We start from the raw sequence: 22,039 nt of genomic DNA, 5'->3' as shown, positions 1-22,039 counted from the left end.
GGCGGTGGAGCCAACCAGGAGAACCTGCCTTGAGTCGTGAAACTGACAGTCCGTCCTCCGGGCCCAACGGGCGCGGCGGAGCCGCCTACCCCTCGGGCACGCCGCCGTACGGGACGCCCCAGGTGTCCGACGGCGGTCCGGACGCGGGCCGTTCGGCCGCGCAGCCGGAGGAACGCAAGACCGAGACCACGCTGACGACCCGGATCCGGATCAACATCCCCGGATCGCGGCCCATTCCGCCGGTCGTCGTGCGTCAGCCCGTCGGCGAGACGGAGAACTCCGGCGACAGAGGCCAGGACGCCCAGGCGTCGACGCCGAGTCCCTCCTCGACCACGGGCACCGTCGAACTGCCCGCCGACCCCGAGCCGCCCGCCGCCGAGGAGAAGGCGAGCGACTGGTTCGCGCCCCGCAAGTCCGGCCCCGCCAAGGGCGGTCCGGGCGAGGATGCCACCAACGGGGCGGGTCTGCCGGGCGGTTCGGGTGCGGGTGCGGGTGTGCCCGGTACCGGTGCGCCGGGTGGTGCGGGCTCGGGTGCCGGTGCGCGTCACGGGGCCGGTCGGCCCGGTGGTGTGGTCGGTTCCATGAGCGTGCCCGGCGGTTCCCGCTCCGGCGGGACGAACGGCGCGGGGCTCCCGGGCGGCGCCACCGGCGGTCCGGTGGCTCCCGGCCACGGCGGCGGCACCGGCTCCTTCGACGTCACCGAGGCCCTGAACGCCGGCCCGCGCGGCACCGAACCCCGCCGCGACGACCTCCCGTACTTCGCGGAGAACGGCAACGGCTCCGGCGGCCCGAACGGCGAGAACGGCCAGGGCGGGTACGGCGGCCAGGGTGGTCATGACGGCCTGAACGGTCAGGGCGGGTTCGGTGGTCAGAACGGCCAGAGCGGCCAGGACGCTCTGAGCGGCCATGGCGGGTTCGGCGGCCCCGGCGGTCAGGACAGCCCGAACGGTCAGAGCGGCTTCGGCACGCAGGGTGGTTCCGGCGGCGGCCCCGGCGGGCAGAACGGCCGGATCGACTACGGCGGCCAGGGCGGCCAGATCGACTACGGCGGCGGGTTCGGCGGCCCGGGTGGACCCCAGGGCCCCGCGGGCCCGACCGGCGGCCCGGTCACCGGCGACGGCCCGGTCGTGCCGCCCGCAGGACCGGACCCCTTCGCCGGGGCCGAGTCCTTCGGCGGCGAGTCCTTCAACGGTTCCGACGGCTTCGGCGGTCAGGGTGGCCCTGGCGGCCCGAGTGGCGCACGCGGCCCCGGCGGCCCTGGCGCTTCCCGCGGTCCGGGCGGCACACGCGGTCCCGGTGCCCCGGGCGCTCCCGGCGGCCCCGGAATCTCCGGCGGGCTCGCCGGCCCCGGTGCCCCAGGCGGCTCCGGCGGTCGGGCCGGCCAGGGCGGCCCCGGCACCCTCGGTCGCCCGGGTGGCCCCGGCGCCCCCGCCCCCGGCGGTGTCCCCGGCGCGGGCCTCGGTCCCGGCGGCGGTCTGAGCGACGACACCGCGATCCTCACCCCGCAGAAGCCGGCCCCCGGACCGGGCGCCCCCGGCTTCGGCAACCCCGACAACGTCTCCGGGCACACCGTCACCAGCGGCATCCCGGTCGTGCCGCCCGGCGCCCAGAACGCCCCCTTCGGGCCCGGCGCCGACGGCCGTACGCCCCCGAAGCTGCCCGACACCGCGTCGCAGGAAGCTCCGGCCGCCGCGCCGAAGAAGAAGAAAAAGAAGGGCCGCAGCAAGGTGGCCCTGCTCGGCGGCACCGTGGTCCTCCTCGGCGTCGGTGCCTACGGCGCCGGCCTCCTGATGAACCGCTCCGACGTGCCCAAGGGCACCACCGTGCTCGGCGTGGACATCGGCGGCGGCACCCGCGACGACGCCGTCAAGAAGCTCGACGACGCCTTCGGCGACCGGGTGAACGAGGCTCTGAAGCTGTCGGTCGGCGGCGACACCGTCTCGCTCAAGCCGGACCAGGCGGGCCTCCAGCTCGACGATCAGGCCACGGTCGCCGCGGCCGCGAAGAGCGACTACAACCCGGTCTCCGTCATCGGCTCCCTCTTCGGCAACCACCGGGTCGTCGACCCGGTCATGCCGGTCGACGAGGAGAAGCTCCAGGCCGCCCTGGAGGACGCCTCGGGCGGCGCCGGCTCGGCGACCGACGGCACGATCAAGTTCGAGAACGGCAAGGCCGTCGCGGTCTACGGCAAGGCCGGCAAGGGCATCGACGTGGCCAGGTCGACCACCGCGGTCGAGGACGCGTACCGCGCCCAGGTGGAGACCGGCACCGCCGGCTCGGTCACGCTGCCGACGACCACCAAGCAGCCGTCGGTCCCGAACGCCGAGGTCGACCGGATGATGAAGGAGTTCGCGGAGCCCGCGATGTCCAACGTCGTCACCATCCAGACCGACGCGGCGCACAGCATCAAGTTCGGCGCGCTGTCCCTGCCGAAGATCCTCGGGTTCAAGGCGGTCGGCGGCAAGCTCGTGGAGACGTACGATCTCGACGCGCTCAAGGAGGCGTACGGCACCACCTTCGTCGGTGTGAAGATCAACGGCGCGAGCGGCAAGCGTGACGTGCTGCCGCAGGACGTCGCCTCCGCACTCGGCAAGGCCCTGCGCGCGAAGACGGCGGCGGATCGCACCGTGGTCATCGACACCGACCCGAGCTGACCGACCCGCGTCACCGCACCGGAGTGCCGCCCGACATGACATCTGTCATGCGGCACTCCGGACGGCCGACACTGCCCGCGGCCGCACCCGCGAAGCCACCATGGCCGTATGACAACGACAGCCCCGGTGGTCGCGTTCGACCAGGTGAGCAAGGCATACGGCGAGGTACGCGCCGTGGACGGACTGACCCTGACCCTGCGGCCGGGGGAGACCGTGGCACTGCTCGGCCCCAACGGCGCCGGCAAGTCCACCTCCCTCGACCTGCTGCTCGGCCTCAAGCAGCCCGACAGCGGCAGCGTCCGGCTCTTCGGCACCACCCCGCGTGAGGCGATCGTCGCCGGACGCGTGGGCGCGATGCTGCAGAGCGGCGGACTGATGGACGAGGTCACGGTCGCCGAACTGGTACGGCTCGCCTGCGACCTGCACCCCAAGCCGTACGCGGCGAACGACGTCCTCGCCCGCGCCGGCATCGCCCAGATCGCCGACCGCAAGGTCAACAAGCTCTCCGGCGGTCAGGCCCAGCGCGTCCGCTTCGCCCTCGCGACCGCGGGCGACAGCGACCTGATCGTTCTCGACGAACCCACGACCGGCATGGACGTCACCACCCGCCAGGCCTTCTGGGCCACCATGCGCGAACAGGCCGACCAGGGCCGTACGGTCCTCTTCGCCACCCATTACCTCGAAGAGGCCGACGCCATCGCCGACCGGGTGCTGGTGCTGCACCGGGGCCGCCTGCTGGCCGACGGCACGGCCGCCGAGATCAAGGCCAAGGCGGGCGCCCGCAGGATCGCCTTCGACCTGGAAGGCACGATCGACGAGGCGCCCCTGCGGGAGCTGCCGTTCCTCACCTCCCTCACTGTGTCGAAAAGCGGCTCCGCCGCGGGCAGCGGCCAGACGATCCGCATCCAGTCCACCGACGCCGACGCGACCGTCCACGCCCTCTACGGCCTCGGCGTCTACCCCCGCAATCTCGAAGTGGCCGGGCTCGGTCTGGAGCAGGCCTTCGTCGCCATCACCGCCGCCGAGGAGGCGAAGTCGAAGTGAACAGCCTCATCAAGCTGGAACTCACCCGCGCCCTGCGCAACCGCAAGTTCCTGTTCTTCTCGGTGATGTACCCGTCGCTGCTGTTCCTGATCATCGCGGGCAACGCCGACAGCACGTCGAAGGTCGACGGCACGGGCCTGACCCTGCCGACCTACATGATGGTCTCGATGGCCTCCTTCGGCGCCCTGACCGCCGTCCTGATGGGCAACAGCGAGCGCATAGCCAAGGAGCGCGAGGGCGGCTGGGTACGGCAGTTGAGGCTGACCCCGCTGCCGGGGCGCGGCTACGTGTTCGCGAAGACGGCGAGCGCGGCCGTGGTGAGCCTGCCCTCGATCGTGGTCGTGTTCCTTGTCGCCGCGCTCGTGAAGGACGTACGCCTGGACGCCTGGCAGTGGCTCGCACTCACCGGCGCGATCTGGGCCGGAAGCCTCGTCTTCGCCGCACTCGGCGTGGCCATCGGCTATCTCGCCACCGGCGACGCGGTCCGCCCGATCACGATGATCACCTACTTCGGACTGTCGATGCTGGGCGGCCTGTGGATGCCGACGACGACCTTCCCGCAGTGGCTCCAGGACATCGCCGAGTGGCTGCCCACGCACGCGTACGCTGCCCTCGGGCAGGCCATCGAACAGAGCCGCGCCCCGCACGCACAGGACATCGCCGTCCTGGCCGTCTCCTTCGCCCTCTTCGCGGGCGGAGCGGCCTGGCTGTACCGGAAGGACACGTTGAAGGCGTGAGCGGCACCGGCGTCGGGATCGGGCAGCGCCCCGAGACCCGCAAGCAGATGATGGTCAAGATGCTGTGGACGGGCATCTGGCTGGTCTATCTGAGCGCACCCGTCTCGGACCTCCTGCACGGCGGCCACGGGGTCGTGGCTGTCGTCCTCGGCTGGCTCGGCCTCGCGGGCTTCGTCGCCTGGTACCTGGCCCTGCTGTTCAGGACCGGCCGCCGCAACGCCCAGGACTTCGTCCTCGTCTCCCTCGCGGTCCTCTCGGCCGAGTCGACCCTGCTCGTCCTCACCCTGGGCCGCGAGTGGCTCGTCCTCTTCGTGTACGTGTCGATCGCGTCCGGCGCGGCCCTGCCGCTGCGGCTCGCCCGCTGGACCATCCCGGCCGCGTCCGCCCTGATGGCGAGCCTCGCCCTGCTCGTCGCCGACGGCACGGACTACATCGGCGCCCTCCTCATCCCGGCGCTGCTCGGTGGCTTCGCGATGACCGGCGTGCGCGAACTCGTCCGTACCACCATCGAGTTGCGGGAGGCCAGGGCGCGGGTCGCCCAGCTCGCCGCCAACGAGGAACGCCTGCGCCTGGCCAGGGACCTGCACGACCTCCTCGGCCACTCCCTGTCGCTCATCACCCTGAAGAGCGAACTGGCCGGCCGGATGCTCCCCGCCCACCCCGACAAGGCGGCCCAGCAGGTCGCCGACATCGAACAGGTCAGCCGCCAGGCCCTGGTGGACGTCCGCGAGGCGGTCACCGGCTACCGGCGCGCCCGCCTGGCCTCGGAACTCGCGGGCGCCCAGGTCGCGTTGACGGCCGCCGGAGTCACCGCCGCGCTGCCGGCCGAACCCGACCTCACCGGCGTCCCCGAGGAGAGCGAGTCGGCCCTGGCCTGGGCGCTGCGCGAGGCGGTCACCAATGTCGTACGGCACAGCGGCGCCCGCGGCTGCACGGTGGAGCTGCTGCACCGCCAGACACTCGACGGGCCGCGGTTCGAACTCACCGTGGAGGACGACGGCTCGGGCGGCGCGGGCAACGGTCCGGGCAACGGTCTGACCGGTCTCACCGAGCGACTGGAGAAGGCCGGCGGCACCCTGGAGGCCACCGGCACCCGGCACGGCTTCCGCCTGGTCGCCCGCGTGCCCGCCGGTCCCGCGGCCGACGTAGGATCCGCCTCATGACGAGCCGCACGATCAAGGTCCTGCTCGCCGAGGACCAGTCGATGGTCCGCGAGGCCCTGGCCGCCCTGCTCGGCCTGGAGGACGACATCGAGGTCGTCGCCCAAGTGGCCCGCGGCGACGAGGTCCTGGCGGCGGCCCGCGCCCACGACATCGACGTGGCCCTCATGGACATCGAGATGCCGGGCGCGACGGGCATAGAGGCGGCGGCCCAACTCCACATAGAGCTCCCGTCGGTGAAGCTCGTGATCCTCACGACCTTCGGCCGCCCCGGCTATCTCCGCAGCGCGATGGAATCGGGCGCCGACGCCTTCCTCGTCAAGGACGCCCCCGCCTCCCAACTGGCCCAGGCAGTACGCAAGGTACTGGCGGGGGAGCGGGTCATCGACCCCACCCTGGCGGCAGCGGCGCTGGCAGAGGGCGCGAACCCGCTGACGGACAGGGAGCGAGAGGTCCTCCGAGCGGCGGCCGACGGCTCCACGAACGCGGAGTTGGCGCGGACCCTGCACCTGTCCCAGGGCACGGTCCGCAACTACCTCTCCACGGCCATCCAGAAGCTGGCGGTACGGAACAGGGCGGAGGCAGTCCGGATCGCGAGGGAGAAGGGCTGGCTGTAACGCCCTAGTTCAACCTCGCGCGTGCGGCGTGAGCCTGCTGCCGCACGCGCGCTGCCGCCGGCTCGTCGACGGCCGCCACCACCTCGGCGTACGCGTCCAACTCGATGGCTCCCTGGACGAAGTCCCCCCGCTGGACGAACAACTGGGCCCGCTCGTACCGCAGTCGGGCCGAGTGGGACGGCAACAGCAGCGACAGCTCCACGGCCCACAGGGCCACGTCCGACCGTTCGGGCCTGGCGGCGGCCCAGGCCCGGACGTTGTTCAGGATCCGCTGTACGAGGCCCAGCGGATCCGCCGGACTCAGCATCGACGGATCCAGCGAGCCCCCCGTCGCCCCGGCGACCAGCAACTCCGCGTCGCCGCCGCTCAACACCCGCCCGCCGTCGAACGGGTCGGCCAGCACCTGCTCCTCCGGCGGCCCGAACCCGACCACGAAATGCCCCGGCAGCGCCACCCCGTACACCGGAGCCCCCGCCCGCCGGGCCACCTCCATCCACACCACGGACAGCAGGATCGGCAGCCCCCTGCGCCGCCGGAGCACCTCGTGCAGCAGCGAGGACTCCAGCCGCTGATAGTCGACCGGCGTTCCCCGGAACCCGCAGCGGTCGCCCAGTAGCTCCCGCAACGACACCGCCCACGACCGCGGGCCCCCGGGCCGGAACGGCAACTGCCCGGCCAGCCGGTCGAGTTCGATCTGGGCCGCGTCGATTCCGGTGTCGTCGAGCGCCCCGTCCGCCTGCGCCCCGACGAGCAGGCACAGCGAGGACAGATCCGGCCGCTCGGACCGCGCCTCTTCGGCGAACCGCCTCCGGAGCTCGGCGGAACGTTCGGGCGGGGGCGGAAACGGGGGACGCATAGCTGGCTCGTGCCCTTTCGCGGCGATCGCTACTACCGCGCCTCGCCGGAGACGTCCGGCTCGCGGTAGTGGTGGTAGGCGTGGTGCGCGGCGAACCCCATGCCGTCGTACAGGGCCCGCGCACCGGCGTTGTCCGACTCGACCTGGAGCCACGCGGCCGACGCCCCCTCGTCGAGCGCCCGCCGTGCCAGCGCCGCCATCACGGTGGAGGCCAGCCCCCGTCGCCGTAGCGAAGGATCCACCTCGACCGCGGCGAACCCGGCCCAGCGCCCGTCGACGACACACCGCCCGATCGCGGCCGGCGCGTCCCCACCGGGGACGGTGGCGAACCACACCGAGGGCCCGCTCTTCAGCACCCGCAGTGCCACCTCGCTCACCCCCTTGCGCTGATAGCGCGCCAGCCAGTCCGCGTCGGCCTCCCGGGACAGCACGACATCCGAGGTCTCCCGGTCGGCGACCGGCGCCAGCGCCCCGGTCCACAACTCCGCCGTCACCTCCCGCGTCCACCCCCGCGCCTCCAGCTCCGCGCACAGCGCCTCCTGGGTGCCCGCGGCGCCGGTCGCGGTCTGGATGTACGCCGGCAGACCACGGTCGCCGTACCACCGGCGTACGGCGGTCAGGGCCCCGTCGAGCGGCATGCCGGGGTCGCCGAGCGGGAGGACGGAGTTGGCGCGTCGGGTGAAACCGGAGGCCGCCCGCAGCTCCCACTCGCCGAGCCGCTCGCTCTCCACCGGCCGCCAGCCGCGCGCGGTGATCCGCGCCAGTTCCTCGTACGAGGCGGCCGGGCCCCGTCGACGGGCCGGCTCGGCGGGCACGACCTTGCCCGCCACCAGCGCGGATTCCGGAATGCGGACGCTCTCGCCGTCCCGGCGCGTGATCATCAGCACACCGTCGTCCCATGATGTGAGAACACCCACCGTGTCGGTGAAGTTCTGCCGCGGCCCGCCGGTTTCGTCCAGGCGCCGTACGGATACCCGTTTGCCCACGTCAGCTGCGGAGATACGGACGACGAGACGCCCCGCGGCGGAGATTTCCACAGGTCAGTTCACCCCTCCTGTTCGGATCATGCCCAAGAACGGAGATACTAGGGGCGGGCATCGACGACGCCGCGCTCCCGCGCGCGAGGCGGCGGAGCCTGAGGAGGCCCGCCAGCGCCCTATGGAGGAGGAACGACAGCGTGACCTACGTCATCGCGCAGCCTTGTGTCGACGTGAAGGACAAGGCCTGCATCGAGGAGTGCCCGGTCGACTGCATCTACGAGGGCTCCCGGTCCTTGTACATCCACCCGGACGAATGCGTCGACTGTGGTGCCTGTGAGCCGGTCTGCCCGGTCGAGGCGATCTTCTACGAGGACGACACTCCGGACGAGTGGAAGGACTACTACAAGGCGAACGTCGAGTTCTTCGACGAGCTCGGCTCGCCCGGCGGCGCCAGCAAGCTGGGTCTGATCGAGCGGGACCACCCGTTCATCGCCGCGCTGCCGCCGCAGGCATAGTCATCCGCATCAGCGGCCCGCACTTCGTGCCGCCTCGGTCCCGTACGGCCTGATCGCCCCGATCGTGGCCGTGCGGGGCCGAGGCGTTTGCCGTACGACCCGAAAGTGAGCCCGAAAGCCGTGTCCGCAGTCTCCGACCGCCTTCCCACCTTCCCCTGGGACAAGCTGGAGCCGTACAAGAAGACGGCGGCCGCGCACCCCGGAGGGATCGTCGACCTGTCGGTCGGCACCCCCGTCGACCCGGTCCCCGACCTCGTCCAGAAGGCCCTGATCGACGCCGCGGACTCTCCGGGCTACCCGACGGTCTGGGGCACCCCGGCGCTGCGTGACGCGATCACCGGCTGGGTCGAGCGGCGCCTGGGCGCCCGCGACGTCACCCACCGCCACGTCCTGCCGATCGTCGGCTCCAAGGAACTCGTCGCCTGGCTCCCCACCCAGCTGGGCCTCGGCCCCGGCGACCGGGTCGCGTACCCGCGCCTGGCCTACCCGACGTACGAGGTCGGCGCGCGCCTCGCCCGCGCCGAGCACGAGGTCTACGACGACCCCACCGAGCTGGACCCGGCGGGCCTGAAGCTCCTGTGGCTCAACTCCCCGTCGAACCCGACCGGCAAGGTGCTGTCGAAGGAGGAGCTGACGAGGATCGTCGCCTGGGCCCGGTCCCACGGCATCCTGATCTTCTCCGACGAGTGCTACCTGGAGCTCGGCTGGGAGGCCGACCCGGTCTCGGTCCTGCACCCGGACGTCAACGGCGGCTCCTACGACGGCCTGGTGGCCGTGCACTCGCTGTCGAAGCGGTCCAACCTCGCGGGCTACCGCGCGGCCTTCCTGGCGGGCGACCCGGCCGTCCTGGCGCCCCTCCTGGAGATCCGCAAGCACGGCGGCATGATGACCCCGGCGCCGACCCAGGCCGCGGTGGTGGCGGCCCTGGGCGACGACACCCACGTCCACGAACAGCGCGAGCGCTACCTGGCCCGCCGCACGCTGCTGCGCGAGGCACTGCGGTCCCACGGCTTCCGTATCGAGCACAGTGAGGCCAGCCTCTACCTCTGGGCCACGCGGGACGAGTCCTGCTGGTCGACGGTCGCCCACCTGGCCGAGCGGGGCATCCTGGTGGCCCCGGGCGACTTCTACGGCGAGGCCGGCGAGACGTTCGTACGCGTCGCGCTGACGGCGACGGACGAGCGGGTGCGGTCGGCGGTCGAACGCCTGGCGTAGGTGCGCAGGCATACGGCGAAGGGGCCCGGGATGGCGTTCCCGGGCCCCTTCGCCGTATGCGCGAGCCACTAGCCGAGCGGAAGACCCTTCACCGGCAGGGTGCCCGCCGCCGGCACGCCGCCCTTGGCGAGGGCGCCGGTCGGCAGGCCGCCCTTGGCCAGGGCGCTGGTCGGCAGGCCGCCCTTCGTCGCGGTGGACGCGGTCTGCCCGAGGAGGCCCCCGGCGGAACCGGCGGCCTCGCCCGCCGTCTTCTGCGCGACCGGCGCCACCTTCTTCACGGCCTTGCCCGCGGACGGCACCGCCTTCTCGACCGTCTTACCGCCGGTCTTGGCCGCGGTCCCGGTCAGGTTCTGCGCCGCGCCGTCCACCGTGTTGCCGACGTTCGCCCCATCCAGAGCGGTCAGCCCACCGACGTTCGGGGTGGCCGGCGGCTGCGCGGGGGCCGCACTGGCGGCGCCGGCCGCACCGACCCCGGCTGCCGCTCCCGCAGCGACGAGCAGCGCGGCACGGGCGATCCTGCGGGTCAGGGGGAGGGACATGTTGCTCCTTCGACGGAGGAAACGTTGCTAGGACGCCGTGATTACCGCTCGAGGCCGACGAAGGTTGCGGAGGGCCAACGTAAAGAGTTGGCAATGCGTCGCATTATCACCTGCGGATAAAAACGGGCAAAAGGCTTCCGGTCTGAAAGTCCGCCGAATGCTCGCAGCCCTGTGAACTCAAGGGTTTTTGCGGATACGGGGGTGACGTGACGAAAACCTGCGCACACCCGCTCCGACAGCGGGCGGATGTGACCCTTCCAGGCGATCTTCCGAACTACCGTGCCGTCAGTATGCGCACGGAGCCCGTGCCGCCGTCGCCGGCCGCCGTACGCCACTCGCTGTCCGTGTTCCCGGCCGTCCACTGCCGCCCGGCGTACGAGACGCGCTCGATGCGCAGCGCGGAGGAGTTGGCGACGGCCCAGTGGGCGAGCTGCCAGCCGCGTTCCCTGAGACTGCGGTCGGAACCCCGGCCGGTGTCCCCCCGCACGGGCAGGGTCACGGTGCGCCCGTCGCCCGAGCTGGGGGCCGGGCTCGGCGAGGCCTTGCCGCCCACCTCCGCGGCGGTCGTCTCCAGCGCGTCCCGCCCGAAGTCCCGTACGAGAGCCGACCGCACCCCGTCCGGGCCCGTGGCGGTGGCCTGGGTGGCCTGGGTGGAGTCCTGGCGCCCGTCACAGGTCAGGGTGGCCGCGGAGGTGCCGGTCAGGGCGGCGGCGAGCAAGGTGGCGTCCGGCTCGTGCTTGGCGTACGCCTCCGGATAGCCGCTGCGCTGTACGCGCTGGGCGGCGACGGTCAGCGGGAGGTCCTGGTAGCCCCGTACCTTGACCAGGTGCTTGTAGAACTCGCCCGCCGCGTACGTCGGGTCCAGGATCTCCCGCGGGGTGCCCCAGCCCTGTGAGGGCCGCTGCTGGAACAGACCGAGCGAGTCACGGTCGCCGTGCTGGATGTTGCGCAGCCCCGACTCCTGGAGCGCGGTGGCGAGCGCGATCGCCACGGCCCGCTCCGGCAGCCGGCGCCCGGTGCCGACGGCGGTGATCGTCGCCGCGTTCACCGCCTGCTCGGGCGTGAACTGGTACGACGGCCCGCCCGCCCTGCCCGAGACGACTCTGCAGCTCGGCCCGTCGGTGCCTCCGGTGACGTACTGCACCACGAGGTAACCGGCGATCGCGCACAGGACCACGAGGGCCGCCCCGAAGCGGAGGAGGCGGCCACGGCGCTTGCGAGTGGGGGGCAACGGCTCTGGCATCCGGACAAGATACTGGAGAGTACTGAGACGGCTGCGCCGGATGTGGACCGTGGGCGCGGACAGCGGGACGTTAGGGTCGGGAGCATGGCCGACACCCCTCTTGACCTTTCGCTGGACGCAGCTCAGCTCACCGCGCAGCTCGTCGACTTCCCCTCCGAGAGCGGCACCGAGAAGCCCCTGGCGGACGCGATCGAGACCGCCCTGCGCGCCCTGCCGCACCTGACGGTCGACCGCCACGGCAACAACGTCGTCGCCCGCACCGACCTCGGCCGTCCGGAACGCGTCATCCTCGCCGGCCACATCGACACGGTCCCCATCGCGGGCAACGTCCCCTCCCGGCTCGACGACGAGGGCTACCTGTGGGGCTGCGGCACCTGCGACATGAAGTCCGGGGTCGCGGTACAGCTGCGGATCGCGGCGACGGTCACCGAGCCCAACCGCGACCTCACCTTCATCTTCTACGACAACGAAGAGGTCGCGGCACACCTCAACGGCCTGGGACATGTGGCCGAGGCCCACCCCGAGTGGCTGGAGGGCGACTTCGCGGTCCTCCTGGAGCCGACGGACAACCAGGTCGAGGGCGGCTGCCAGGGAACTCTGCGGGTGCTGCTGACGTTCAAGGGGGAGCGGGCGCACTCCGCACGCGCGTGGATGGGCTCCAACGCGATCCACAAGGCCGCCCCCGCCCTCGCGAAGCTGGCGGCCTACGAGCCGCGCAAGCCGGTGGTGGACGGCCTCGAGTTCCACGAGGGTCTCAACGCGGTGCGGGTGGAGGGCGGCGTGGCCACGAACGTCATCCCCGACTCCTGCACGCTGACGGTCAACTTCCGTTACGCCCCCGACCGCAGCGAGGCCGAGGCGGAGGCCTTCGTGCGGGACTTCTTCGCGGACTGCGGGGTCGACGAGTTCACCGTCGACGACCACACCGGCGGTGCCCGCCCCGGCCTCACCCACCCCGTCGCCCAGGCCTTCATGGCGGCGGTCGGGGGCGTCGCCCGCCCCAAGTTCGGCTGGACGGACGTGTCCCGCTTCAGCGCGCTCGGCGTGCCCGCGGTGAACTACAGCCCCGGGCAGCCGCTGCTCGCACACAAGGTGGACGAGCGGGTGAAGGTGTCGCTGATCCCGGAGGCGGAGGAGAAGCTCACGGCATGGCTGACGTCGTAGGAGACGCATCTCGCCGGGTTCCGCCCGGTGGCGCTTCATGGCGGACACGCGGACGTCCCCCCTCCGTAACCCGCGTAGATCTACGCTGAGATGGAAAGACCAGGCAAGCGGAGGGAGCGCACATGGCTACCGGGAACCCCGAGGGCAAGAAGCAGCCGCCGGAGGAGCAGCGCCTGGGACCTGTCCTCCGCAGGCGGGGACAGGTCACGGCGAGCACGACCGACCAGCGCCTGCTGGACGCGGGCGGTCCCTCGGACTGGGTCCACACCGACCCCTGGCGCGTGCTGCGCATCCAGTCGGAGTTCATCGAGGGCTTCGGCACGCTCGCCGAACTCCCGCCCGCGATCAGCGTGTTCGGCTCGGCGCGGACGCCTGCCGACTCTCCGGAGTACGAGGCGGGCGTGCGGCTCGGCCGGGGCCTGGTGGAGGCCGGCTTCGCCGTCATCACCGGCGGCGGCCCCGGCGCCATGGAGGCGGCCAACAAGGGTGCCTGCGAGGCGAACGGCACCTCCGTCGGCCTCGGCATCGAGCTCCCGTTCGAGCAGGGCCTCAACCCCTACGTCGACATCGGCCTCAACTTCCGCTACTTCTTCGTCCGCAAGATGATGTTCGTGAAGTACGCGCAGGGTTTCGTGGTCCTGCCGGGCGGACTCGGCACCCTGGACGAGCTGTTCGAGGCGTTGACGCTGGTCCAGACCCAGAAGGTCACCCGCTTCCCGATCGTGCTCTTCGGCAGCGCGTACTGGGGCGGACTGGTCGACTGGCTCAAGAACACCCTGATCGCCCAGGGCAAGGCGTCGGAGAAGGACCTGCTGCTGTTCCACATGACGGACGACGTGGACGAGGCGGTGGCGTTGGTGTCCAAGGAGGCGGGTCGGTAGTCCCTGTGCATTCGTCAAAGGCCGGAGAGGCTGGAAGATCAGCCTCTCCGGCCTTTGACGAGTGAGTGGGGAAGTGGGGAAGAACCCCTACGCCAGCCCTCGACGCGCGACCGCCGGAGGCCGATGCCCCGCGATCGACGCCACCATGTCCAGCACCTGCCGGGTCTCGGCGACCTCGTGCACCCGGTACACCTGCGCCCCCAGCCACGCCGACACCGCGGTGGTGGCCAATGTCCCCACCACCCGCTCCTTCACCGGCTTGTCCAGGGTCTCGCCCACGAAGTCCTTGTTGGACAGGGACACCAGCACGGGCCACCCCGTCCCGACCATCTCCCCGAGCCGACGGGTCGCCTCGAGACTGTGCCGCGTGTTCTTCCCGAAGTCGTGCCCGGGATCGATCACCACGGACTCCCGGGGCACCCCCAGAGCCACCGCCCGCTCGGCGAGGCCCACGGTCACCCGCAGAATGTCGGCCATGACGTCGTCGTACCTCACCCGGTGCGGCCGCGTACGCGGCTCGGCGCCCCCGGCGTGCGTGCACACCAGCCCCACCCGGTACCGCGCGGCGACCTCGGCGAGTCCCGGATCGACCCCGCCCCACGCGTCGTTGAGCAGATCCGCCCCCGCCTCGCAGACGGCCTCCCCGACGGACGCCCGCCAGGTGTCGACGCTGATGATCACGTCGGGGAACCGGCGCCGCACCTCCGCCACGAACCCGACGGTCCGTCGCGCCTCCTCCGTCGCGGACACCTCTTCCCCGGGCCCGGCCTTGACCCCGCCGACGTCGATGATGGCGGCCCCTTCGGCCACCGCCTGTTCCACGCGCGCGAGAGCGGGCTCGTCGAGGAACGTGGCTCCCTGGTCGTAGAAGGAGTCGGGGGTCCGGTTCACGATCGCCATGATCACCGGCTCGTGCGCGTCGAATTCACGCCTGCCCAGCCTGAGCATCGCCTGTGACCTCACTTCGTGCGTCTGCGTGTTCGGAGTCCGCGGCCGCCTGCGACCCTAACTGTCAGACTCGCATGGCACGATCGGACCCTGACACATTCGACGCCGGCGGCCGGCCGCCGGCAGGGACCATGGGGACCTCAGCGATGGTTATGTTCTTGTTCCTGGTCATCGCGCTCGCGGTCGTGGTCGCCGCGGTGACGCTCGCCGTGGTGGGCGGCGGGGAGAGCGACGGCCCGCTGCCGGACGTCACCCCCGAGCGGCTCCAGGACCCACTGCCGCCGGACCGACCGGTGAACCGCGCGGACATCGACGGCCTGCGCTTCCCGCTGACCGCCCGCGGCTATCGCATGGCGGACGTCGACGACGCGCTCAGCCGCCTCGGCGCGGAGCTCGCCGAGCGGGACGCCCGGATCGCCGACCTGGAGTCCGCGCTGGCCGGCGCCCGGGCCGCGGCCCACGTCTCCATGGAGAAGCCGGAGCACGGCCACGGGGAGCAGCGGTGAGCGACGGCACTGCCCTGGCCGGACCGGACGGCGCGCCGCGCTGCCCCTGGGCCCTGTCCACGCCGGACTACGCGACGTACCACGACGAGGAGTGGGGCCGCCCGGTCCACGGCGACGACGCCCTCTACGAACGCCTCAGCCTGGAAGCCTTCCAGTCCGGCCTGTCCTGGATCACGATCCTGCGCCGCCGCGAGGGCTTCCGCGCCGCCTTCGCGGGCTTCGAGATCGCCAAGGTGGCCGCGTTCGGCGACGCCGACCGCGACCGCCTGCTGCTCGACCCGGGGATCATCCGCAACCGCGCCAAGGTCGACGCGACGATGGCCAACGCGCGCGTGCTGGCCGAGTGGGCCCCGGGCGAGCTGGACGAGCTGATCTGGTCCCACGTGCCGGCTTCTCACACGATGCCCAGGACCCTGGGGGACGTCCCGGCGGTGACCCCGGAGTCGACAGCCCTGTCGAAGGCCTTGAAGAAGCGCGGCCTGCGCTTCGTGGGTCCGACGACGGCGTACGCGCTGATGCAGGCCTGCGGCCTGGTCGACGACCACCTGGAATCGTGCGTGGCGAGACGCTCTTAGGGTCCCTCCCGGCGACGGCGGGTCACCGCCCCAGATACTCCGGCGTCTCCTTGTTCACGAACGCCCGCACGGCGATCGCATGGTCCTCGGACGCCCCGGCCCGCCCCTGCAGCTCGTCCTCCTTCTCCAGGGTCTCCGCCAGAGAGTGCGACTGCCCGTACGCGAGCGACTCCTTGATCGCCCCGTATGCCACCGTCGGCCCCGAGGCCAGCGCCCGCGCCACCTTCTCCGCCTCCGCGGGCAGCTCGGTCGACGGTACGAGACGGTTCACGATGCCCAGCTCATACGCGTCCTGCGCGGAGACGGTCCGAGGAAAGAGCAGCAGATCCGCGGCCCTGCCCGGCCCGACCACCCGCGGCAGCGTCCACGAGATCCCGGAGTCCGCGGTCAGCGCGACTCCCGCGAAGGACGTGTTGAAGGCGGCGGTGTCCGCCACCACCCGGTAGTCCGCGGCCAGCGCGAGCCCGAAGCCGGCCCCGGCCGCGACCCCGTTCACCCCGGCGACCACGGGCTTCCGCATCTCCGTCAGTGCCCGCACCACGGGGTTGTAGTGCTCCTTGACCGTGCTCATCACGACGTCGGACCCCTGCATCAGCAGCCCGATGTGCTCCTTGAGGTCCTGCCCCACGCAGAACGCCCGCTCCCCGGCGGCGGTGAGCAGCACGGCCCGTACGGCGTCGTCCGAGGCCGCCGACTCCACGGCCTCCCGCAGGGCGACCTTCGTGGCGACGTTCAGCGCGTTCATCGCCTCCGGCCGGTTCAGCGTGATCGTCGCGAGCCCGTCGTGCACCTCGTAGAGCACGGTGTCGGCCATGGCGTATCCCCTCCGGTGTGTCCGCTGCATCCGATGTCCGAGGGACAGCATGGCGGAGATCGCCGTCCGAGGACCGGAGCGGACGTGTGACCTGCGTCAAAGAATTCCGGAGCGCTCACGGCCCGCCGAGATCGGCGCGGCGGCGGAGTATCGCAGCCACATCGCCGAATTGAGTGGTTTTGCTCGCGCGCGTTGCCCAAGCGATGCCGACTGATGTTGGTCATCGGGTCCTGAGATGCGGGATAATGGCTTGGAAGCAATGTGTTCGATGCCGGTGGCGCGTGTCCCACTTTGACGCGCGTGCCCTCCCAGGGCTGTCGGCTTTGACGATGAGCTGGTTTCAGGAAGGGGAACGAGCATGGCGGCCATGAAGCCGCGGACGGGCGATGGCCCGCTCGAGGTGACCAAGGAGGGGCGGGGCATCGTCATGCGCGTTCCGCTCGAAGGCGGCGGTCGGCTCGTCGTCGAGCTGACCCCTGACGAGGCCGACGCCCTGGGCGACGCCCTCAAGAAGGTCGTCGGCTGAGCGGAAGCGACCATACCCTTTCGGCTGCCCCGGCATCTCATGAGGTGCCGGGGCAGCAGTTTGCCCGGGCTTTTCCACGAATGGCCGTACGGCCCTCAACTGCTCAGCGCTTGACCGCGCAGAGCAGTCCGTCCCCCACCGGCAGCAGCGACGGCATCAGGTCCTGGCTCTCGCGTACGGCCCGCAGCAGCTCCCTGAGGCGCAGCACCTCCGTGGGCTGCGGTCCCGAATCCATCGTGCGGCCGTTGGCGAAGACGCCCTCGAAGACGACCAGTCCCCCCGGACGCAGCAGGCGCAACGATTCAGCGAGGTAGTCCATGACCTCCTGCCGGTCGCCGTCGCAGAAGACGAGGTCGTAGCCGGCGTCGGCGAGGCGGGGCAGGACGTCCAGCGCGCGGCCCGGGATGAAGCGGGCCCGGTTGCTGGCGAAGCCACAGGCGCGGAAGGCCTGGCGGGCGAACTGCTGGTGCTCCGGCTCGGGGTCGACGGTGGTCAGCACCCCGTCCGGGCGCATGCCGTGCAGCAGATGGATGCCGGAGACCCCGGTGCCGGTGCCGATCTCGGCGACGGCCTTGGCGTCCACGGAGGCGGCCAGCAACCGCAGCGCCGCGCCCGTGCCGGGCGACACCGAGCGCAGCCCGGCGTCACGGGCCCGGTCGCGGGCCCAGCGCAGGGTTTCGTCCTCGGCGACATAGGCGTCGGCGAACGCCCAGCTCGTCTGCCGGTTGCCGGTAATGAGCCTCTCCTTGCCCCGTGGTTGCCTGGGCGTGACTGTATCCGTTGCCGCCGGGAACCCGCAGATGGGACCGGGCGTTTAGAGGGGTGGAGACGCACCCGGGGGGACACAGTTGGATCACGATGACGAGCAGGCCCTCGAGCAACTGCTGACGCAGGGGACCGAGTGGTATCAGCCCAGATCAAATTCTCGTAAAACCGCTTATCCGGAGCTAACGGGCGAGGTGGCTATGGTAGGGGCTCCACTGGAGACAACCAGAGCCGACAGGGGAGGTGCGGCCGCGCCTGGAGATCGTGGGGGAGTGCTGCGGCGCTTCCTCGGATCGGCGGGCAGGCCGAAATCCGTGAACAACACTGCTGACCACAGCCACGCCGGCGACTACGCCCAGACCGCGACCTTCGCCACCGACGCGGACGGGCAGGCGTGGACTCCGCCCACCTGGGAGGAGATCGTCAGCACGCACAGCGGCCGCGTCTACCGCCTCGCGTACCGCCTCACCGGCAACCAGCACGACGCCGAGGACCTCACGCAGGAGGTCTTCGTCCGCGTCTTCCGCTCGCTGTCCACCTACACACCGGGCACCTTCGAGGGCTGGCTGCACCGCATCACCACCAACCTCTTCCTGGACATGGTCCGCCGCAAGCAGCGCATCCGCTTCGACGCCCTCGGCGAGGACGCGGCCGAGCGACTGCCCAGCCGCGAGCCCTCACCCCAGCAGGTCTTCAACGACGCCCACTTCGACGCGGACGTCCAGCAGGCCCTCGACACCCTCGCGCCGGAGTTCCGCGCCGCGGTCGTCCTGTGCGACATCGAAGGACTGTCGTACGAGGAGATCGCCGCGACCCTGGGCGTCAAGCTCGGCACCGTCCGCTCACGGATCCACCGCGGCCGGTCCCAGCTGCGCAAGGCCCTCGCGCACCGTTCGCCCGAGGCCCGCGCCGAGCGCCGCTCCTTCATGGCCAGGGTCCCCGCCTTGGGGGGAGGGGGCGCGTCCGCGTGAGTGGATCACTGCCCAAACCCGGCGAGGGGAGCCTCGCGGAACAGCATCTGGGAGACCGACTCGCCGCTCTGGTGGACGGCGAGCTCGGTCATGCCACGCGGGAGCGTGTTCTCGCGCATCTCGCCACCTGTCCGAAGTGCAAGGCGGAGGCGGACGCCCAGCGCCGCCTGAAGAACGTCTTCGCGGAGGCCGCCCCGCCCCCGCCCTCGGAGAGCTTCCTGGCCCGTCTCCAGGGACTGCCGGGAGGTGATCCGGAGGACGGCGACAGCTCGCCGTTCGGCGGGGGAGGACTCGGAGGAACGTCGGGACGACCCGGCGCCGCCGGGGCTTTCGGCGTGAGACGTGGCGAGCGCTTCGCGTTCGGCTACGTCCCCGCCCGCCCGCACGCCGCGGTGCTCCCGCCCAACGCGGGCCAGGGCTTCCGCATCCATGACGTCAGCCGTCACGAGGCCGAGCGTTCGGCCTCGCGCGGCATGAGGTTCGCGTTCGTCGCCGCCGGGGCGGTGTCGCTGGCCGCCATCGCGCTGGGCGGCCTCACCACGGGGGCGCCGGGCGACACCGACGCCCGCGGGGCCGGCAGCAATGTGACTCCGGCGCGCACGCCGGGCACGGGAGCGGCGGTGCCGGAGAACCAACGGCGGCGTGGCGTCGGTCCGTTGCTCGCACAGGAAGAGGGACAGCGGATGCTCGGCGACACCCCGGTCTCCCCGACCGAGGCGTCCGCGCCGCTGCTGCCGGGCGTCCCCGCTCAGGTCAAGGAGGCGGCCCTGCACACCCTCACGGCGCCCGTGCTCGCCGGTGCCGCCGCCATGTCCCCACTCATACGTCCGCTCAGTACCACCCCGCCGCTCACGCTGACGTCCTGGTCCGCGACCCCGGACGTCTCCGCCTCCGGCCTCCCCGCCGCGCCCGTCCCCCACACGATGTCCGCGCCCACGCCCCCCAGCACCTCCCGCTGACCGGCGCCCTGCTCCGTGGCGTCTGAACCTGGTTGAATCCACAGGTAGTTCGACGTGCCGCGCACCGCGGCCGGTCAGCTGTGGGGAGAGCATGGACGAGGGGAAGCCCACGAAGGCGAAATGGTGGAGCCGACCCAGGCCACGGGGGGTTTCCGGGCCGGGTGAGGGCGACATCCCGACACCTGCCACGACAGGATCCGACGACGACTTCGTACTGAGGGCTCCGGAGGAGGGGCTGCAAGGGGGCGACGGCGCCCTCGAGCTCGGGGCTCGGCGGGATGCGGCCGGCGGGGCGGGGTCCGGTGTGCCGGGGGTTGAGGGGGACTCCGAGCCCGGTGCTTCGGGGGATCGGGTTTCCGGTGCGGGGACAGACGTGTCGGCGGTCGGGGGCGTCTCTGAGCCGGGGGCTTCTGCAGGGGCGGTGGCCGGTGTGCGGGGGACCGAAGGTGACTTCGAGTTGAGGGCTCCGCTCGGTGGGGCGAACTCGGAGGGCGACTACGAACTCACGGCCCCGCGGGACGCCTCCGCCGCGCAGGGTGACTGCGCACTGGCGCGGCCGGCGCCGACGGCTGCCCTGCCGGCGGAGGCCCCTGCGACAGACGCTCCCGTCGACGACCGCCCCACCGAGCCGGTCGACGCCGTCGGCCAGGCTCCTGGCGAGCCCGTCACGGACCGTCCCGAGCCCCCGCACGTCTCCGACTCCACCAGCACCCCGCCGTACGGCGTACCGGGCCCCTGGGCCCCCGCCCCGCCGGTCCAGCACCCGACGACCGCACCTCCTCCGCCACCCGCCCACGGCACCACGCCCGTGACCCGGGGCACGGTCGCCTCCGGGCCGCCAATGGACCAGGACCTGCCCGCGTCGCACGGATCACCCACGCCCGCACCGCCGAAAACACCTCCGCCGGTGCCCTCGTCCGCCCCGGCCCCCGAGAGCCCCTTCCCACCCTCCGTCCCCCACACCTCCACCCCCTGGCAGAACTACGACCCCTGGGCCCCCGTCGCCGCCCCCCTTCAGCAAACCGGCGCCGCCGTGGACACCCCGCGACGCCGAACCAGGCGAGTGCTCCTCGCCGGTGCTCTCCTGCTCGCGCTCGTCGCAGGGGGTGTCGGTGGGGTCGTAGGGGCGTATCTCGAGCGCCATGGTGGGGGAGGGGACGTCGTGGAGTTGCCGCAGGCCGCGGAGGAGCCCAGGGGGCGGGCTCCCGACAGTGTCGCCGGGATCGCCGCCCGGGCCCTGCCCAGCGTCGTGACCCTGCATGTGAGCGGGGCCGAGGAGTCCGGTACCGGTACCGGCTTCGTGCTGGACGATCGCGGGCACATCCTGACCAACAACCACGTCGTGGAGCCGGCCGGGACCGACGGCGAGATATCGGTGACCTTTCACAGCGGGGACGCTGCCAAGGCCACCGTCGTGGGACGGGACAGCGGGTACGACCTCGCCGTCGTCGAGGTGCGCGATGTCAGAGGGCTGAAGCCCATGACCCTCGGCAACTCCGACAACGTCCAGGTCGGCGACCCGGTCGTCGCCATCGGCGCCCCCTTCGACCTGGAGGGCACCGTCACCTCCGGCATCATCAGCGCGAAGGAACGGCCCATCACCGCCGGCGGCGAGAGCGGGGGCGGCACCGACGTGTCGTACGTCGACGCCTTGCAGACCGACGCCCCCATCAACCCCGGCAACTCCGGTGGCCCGCTTCTCGACTCCCGGGCCCGGGTCGTCGGCATCAACTCCGCCATCCGCTCCGCCGACGACGGATCCGGTTCCGGGACCGGACAGGCCGGCTCGATAGGTCTCGGCTTCGCGATCCCCGTCAACCAGGCCAAGCGGGTCGCCGAAGAACTGATCAACACGGGCAGGGCGACCCATCCCGTCATCGGCGTCACCCTCGACATGGACTACACCGGCGACGGCGCCCGCGTCGGGACGAAGAGCAGTGACGGTGGACCCGCCGTGACCGAGGGCGGCCCGGGCGACAGGGCCGGGCTCGAAGCGGGCGATGTCATCACCGAGGTGGACGGCCGCCGTATCCACTCCGGCGACGAACTCATCGTGAAGACCCGCGCCCACCGCCCCGGAGACCGCCTGGAGCTCACCCTGCAGCGCGACGGCAGGGAAAAGAACGTCTCGTTGGTCCTCGGATCCTCGGACGGCGCCTAAGAGAATCGATGGAGAACCGGCAGAGGGCCGATCGACGTAAACCTCACGGACACGCCCCCAAAGCTCGCTCCACAAGGCAAACAACCCGGAAAACCGCCCACCCGCCCGCACTCGGAGCCCTCGGGACAGTACCGGTCGTACGGGAACGGCAGGTACCGTGGACCCGGCCCGGACCACGGAAGACCCGCACAGACCACCGAGGGCCGAGG

Annotated in this window: 22 protein-coding genes; 15 read left to right on the top strand and 7 right to left on the bottom strand. The window is 72.0% G+C overall.

What is annotated here, in order from left to right; genetic code table 11:
• The first annotated feature begins 29 nt into the window (after positions 1-29).
• The 5 genes from OG841_RS16835 (at position 30) to OG841_RS16815 (ending at position 6,212) form a co-directional block, all read left to right on the top strand.
• The gene (locus tag OG841_RS16835; RefSeq protein ID WP_328640741.1) at positions 30-2,654 is read left to right on the top strand and encodes a hypothetical protein; all 2,625 of its coding nucleotides are present in this window, start codon (positions 30-32) and stop codon (positions 2,652-2,654) included.
• Positions 2,655-2,762: 108 nt separating this feature from the next.
• Positions 2,763-3,698: an ABC transporter ATP-binding protein gene (locus OG841_RS16830; RefSeq protein ID WP_328640742.1), complete on the top strand. Its 936-nt coding sequence runs from the start codon at positions 2,763-2,765 to the stop codon at positions 3,696-3,698.
• The gene (locus tag OG841_RS16825; protein WP_365118827.1) at positions 3,695-4,435 is read left to right on the top strand and encodes an ABC transporter permease; all 741 of its coding nucleotides are present in this window, start codon (positions 3,695-3,697) and stop codon (positions 4,433-4,435) included. The genes OG841_RS16830 and OG841_RS16825 overlap by 4 nt, the downstream gene beginning before the upstream one ends.
• Positions 4,432-5,598, top strand: coding sequence for a sensor histidine kinase (locus OG841_RS16820; RefSeq protein ID WP_328640744.1), 1,167 nt, complete (start codon positions 4,432-4,434; stop codon positions 5,596-5,598). The genes OG841_RS16825 and OG841_RS16820 overlap by 4 nt, the downstream gene beginning before the upstream one ends.
• On the top strand, positions 5,595-6,212 hold the full coding sequence (locus tag OG841_RS16815; RefSeq protein WP_328640745.1) for a response regulator transcription factor: 618 nt from the start codon (positions 5,595-5,597) through the stop codon (positions 6,210-6,212). The genes OG841_RS16820 and OG841_RS16815 overlap by 4 nt, the downstream gene beginning before the upstream one ends.
• Positions 6,213-6,216: 4 nt before the next feature.
• Here the strand turns inward: OG841_RS16815 and OG841_RS16810 are convergent, their stop codons facing one another.
• Entirely contained in the window at positions 6,217-7,068 is an 852-nt protein-coding gene (locus OG841_RS16810; protein WP_371565922.1) for a transglutaminase family protein, read from the bottom strand.
• Positions 7,069-7,100: 32 nt separating this feature from the next.
• A complete protein-coding gene (locus OG841_RS16805) occupies positions 7,101-8,105 on the bottom strand; it encodes a GNAT family N-acetyltransferase (protein ID WP_328640747.1) in 1,005 nt (334 codons plus the stop codon).
• Positions 8,106-8,245: 140 nt separating this feature from the next.
• Between OG841_RS16805 and fdxA the strand changes: the two genes are divergently transcribed.
• Positions 8,246-8,563 (top strand): ferredoxin, encoded by a 318-nt coding sequence (gene fdxA / locus OG841_RS16800; RefSeq protein ID WP_007384503.1) that lies wholly within the window; start codon positions 8,246-8,248, stop codon positions 8,561-8,563.
• 120 nt (positions 8,564-8,683) lie between these two features.
• Positions 8,684-9,778, top strand: coding sequence for a bifunctional succinyldiaminopimelate transaminase/glutamate-prephenate aminotransferase (locus OG841_RS16795; protein WP_328640748.1), 1,095 nt, complete (start codon positions 8,684-8,686; stop codon positions 9,776-9,778).
• A gap of 68 nt (positions 9,779-9,846) precedes the next feature.
• Here OG841_RS16795 and OG841_RS16790 read toward each other — a convergent pair whose 3' ends face one another.
• Both OG841_RS16790 and OG841_RS16785 read right to left on the bottom strand, forming a co-directional pair.
• Entirely contained in the window at positions 9,847-10,317 is a 471-nt protein-coding gene (locus OG841_RS16790; RefSeq protein ID WP_328640749.1) for an ATP-binding protein, read from the bottom strand.
• A gap of 274 nt (positions 10,318-10,591) precedes the next feature.
• Complete coding sequence (locus OG841_RS16785; RefSeq protein WP_371565919.1) at positions 10,592-11,560, bottom strand: heavy metal transporter; 969 nt, start codon at positions 11,558-11,560, stop codon at positions 10,592-10,594.
• Positions 11,561-11,644: 84 nt separating this feature from the next.
• On the opposite strand from OG841_RS16785, the gene dapE reads away from it, so the two are divergent.
• The gene (gene dapE, locus OG841_RS16780; RefSeq protein ID WP_328640751.1) at positions 11,645-12,724 is read left to right on the top strand and encodes a succinyl-diaminopimelate desuccinylase; all 1,080 of its coding nucleotides are present in this window, start codon (positions 11,645-11,647) and stop codon (positions 12,722-12,724) included.
• 122 nt (positions 12,725-12,846) lie between these two features.
• Positions 12,847-13,605: a TIGR00730 family Rossman fold protein gene (locus tag OG841_RS16775; RefSeq protein WP_328640752.1), complete on the top strand. Its 759-nt coding sequence runs from the start codon at positions 12,847-12,849 to the stop codon at positions 13,603-13,605.
• An 87-nt stretch (positions 13,606-13,692) separates the two neighbouring features.
• On the opposite strand, the gene folP is transcribed toward OG841_RS16775, so the two are convergent.
• Positions 13,693-14,553, bottom strand: a complete 861-nt coding sequence (folP, locus tag OG841_RS16770; protein ID WP_371565917.1) for a dihydropteroate synthase — start codon at positions 14,551-14,553, stop codon at positions 13,693-13,695.
• Between the two features lie 152 nt (positions 14,554-14,705).
• Here folP and OG841_RS16765 point away from each other — a divergent pair, with 152 nt between their 5' ends.
• Both OG841_RS16765 and OG841_RS16760 read left to right on the top strand, forming a co-directional pair.
• Positions 14,706-15,059, top strand: coding sequence for a DivIVA domain-containing protein (locus OG841_RS16765; protein WP_328643651.1), 354 nt, complete (start codon positions 14,706-14,708; stop codon positions 15,057-15,059).
• The gene (locus OG841_RS16760) at positions 15,056-15,634 is read left to right on the top strand and encodes a DNA-3-methyladenine glycosylase I (protein ID WP_371565915.1); all 579 of its coding nucleotides are present in this window, start codon (positions 15,056-15,058) and stop codon (positions 15,632-15,634) included. The genes OG841_RS16765 and OG841_RS16760 overlap by 4 nt, the downstream gene beginning before the upstream one ends.
• Positions 15,635-15,656: 22 nt before the next feature.
• On the opposite strand, the gene OG841_RS16755 is transcribed toward OG841_RS16760, so the two are convergent.
• A complete protein-coding gene (locus OG841_RS16755) occupies positions 15,657-16,448 on the bottom strand; it encodes an enoyl-CoA hydratase/isomerase family protein (protein ID WP_371565913.1) in 792 nt (263 codons plus the stop codon).
• Between the two features lie 358 nt (positions 16,449-16,806).
• Here OG841_RS16755 and OG841_RS16750 point away from each other — a divergent pair, with 358 nt between their 5' ends.
• Positions 16,807-16,974, top strand: a complete 168-nt coding sequence (locus tag OG841_RS16750; protein ID WP_003966491.1) for a DUF3117 domain-containing protein — start codon at positions 16,807-16,809, stop codon at positions 16,972-16,974.
• A gap of 103 nt (positions 16,975-17,077) precedes the next feature.
• Here OG841_RS16750 and OG841_RS16745 read toward each other — a convergent pair whose 3' ends face one another.
• On the bottom strand, positions 17,078-17,776 hold the full coding sequence (locus tag OG841_RS16745; protein WP_079072143.1) for an O-methyltransferase: 699 nt from the start codon (positions 17,774-17,776) through the stop codon (positions 17,078-17,080).
• A gap of 235 nt (positions 17,777-18,011) precedes the next feature.
• Between OG841_RS16745 and sigE the strand changes: the two genes are divergently transcribed.
• The 3 genes from sigE to OG841_RS16730 all read left to right on the top strand — a co-directional run bounded on the left by sigE (position 18,012) and on the right by OG841_RS16730 (position 21,830).
• Complete coding sequence (gene sigE, locus OG841_RS16740; RefSeq protein ID WP_057610053.1) at positions 18,012-18,710, top strand: RNA polymerase sigma factor SigE; 699 nt, start codon at positions 18,012-18,014, stop codon at positions 18,708-18,710.
• Complete coding sequence (locus tag OG841_RS16735; protein ID WP_328640756.1) at positions 18,707-19,669, top strand: anti-sigma factor family protein; 963 nt, start codon at positions 18,707-18,709, stop codon at positions 19,667-19,669. Before sigE ends, OG841_RS16735 begins: the two co-directional genes overlap by 4 nt.
• A gap of 430 nt (positions 19,670-20,099) precedes the next feature.
• The gene (locus tag OG841_RS16730; protein WP_442759699.1) at positions 20,100-21,830 is read left to right on the top strand and encodes a trypsin-like peptidase domain-containing protein; all 1,731 of its coding nucleotides are present in this window, start codon (positions 20,100-20,102) and stop codon (positions 21,828-21,830) included.
• Positions 21,831-22,039: the final 209 nt, after the last annotated feature.

Origin of the sequence: Streptomyces canus (assembly GCF_041435015.1) — a bacterium.
Taxonomy (GTDB): Bacteria; Actinomycetota; Actinomycetes; order Streptomycetales; family Streptomycetaceae; genus Streptomyces; species Streptomyces canus_G.
This window is presented reverse-complemented; position numbering and strand designations above follow the sequence as displayed.

Excerpts from the sequence above, each read along its gene's own strand:
- OG841_RS16815 (WP_328640745.1), top strand. The coding sequence starts at position 5,595 with ATGACGAGCCGCACGATCAAGGTCCTGCTCGCCGAGGACCAGTCGATG.
- OG841_RS16785 (WP_371565919.1), bottom strand. The coding sequence starts at position 11,560 with ATGCCAGAGCCGTTGCCCCCCACTCGCAAGCGCCGTGGCCGCCTCCTC.
- dapE (WP_328640751.1), top strand. The coding sequence starts at position 11,645 with ATGGCCGACACCCCTCTTGACCTTTCGCTGGACGCAGCTCAGCTCACC.
- OG841_RS16755 (WP_371565913.1), bottom strand. The coding sequence starts at position 16,448 with ATGGCCGACACCGTGCTCTACGAGGTGCACGACGGGCTCGCGACGATC.
- OG841_RS16765 (WP_328643651.1), top strand. The coding sequence starts at position 14,706 with ATGTTCTTGTTCCTGGTCATCGCGCTCGCGGTCGTGGTCGCCGCGGTG.
- OG841_RS16790 (WP_328640749.1), bottom strand. The coding sequence starts at position 10,317 with ATGTCCCTCCCCCTGACCCGCAGGATCGCCCGTGCCGCGCTGCTCGTC.
- OG841_RS16750 (WP_003966491.1), top strand. The coding sequence starts at position 16,807 with ATGGCGGCCATGAAGCCGCGGACGGGCGATGGCCCGCTCGAGGTGACC.
- OG841_RS16830 (WP_328640742.1), top strand. The coding sequence starts at position 2,763 with ATGACAACGACAGCCCCGGTGGTCGCGTTCGACCAGGTGAGCAAGGCA.
- OG841_RS16810 (WP_371565922.1), bottom strand. The coding sequence starts at position 7,068 with ATGCGTCCCCCGTTTCCGCCCCCGCCCGAACGTTCCGCCGAGCTCCGG.
- folP (WP_371565917.1), bottom strand. The coding sequence starts at position 14,553 with ATGCTCAGGCTGGGCAGGCGTGAATTCGACGCGCACGAGCCGGTGATC.
- OG841_RS16775 (WP_328640752.1), top strand. The coding sequence starts at position 12,847 with ATGGCTACCGGGAACCCCGAGGGCAAGAAGCAGCCGCCGGAGGAGCAG.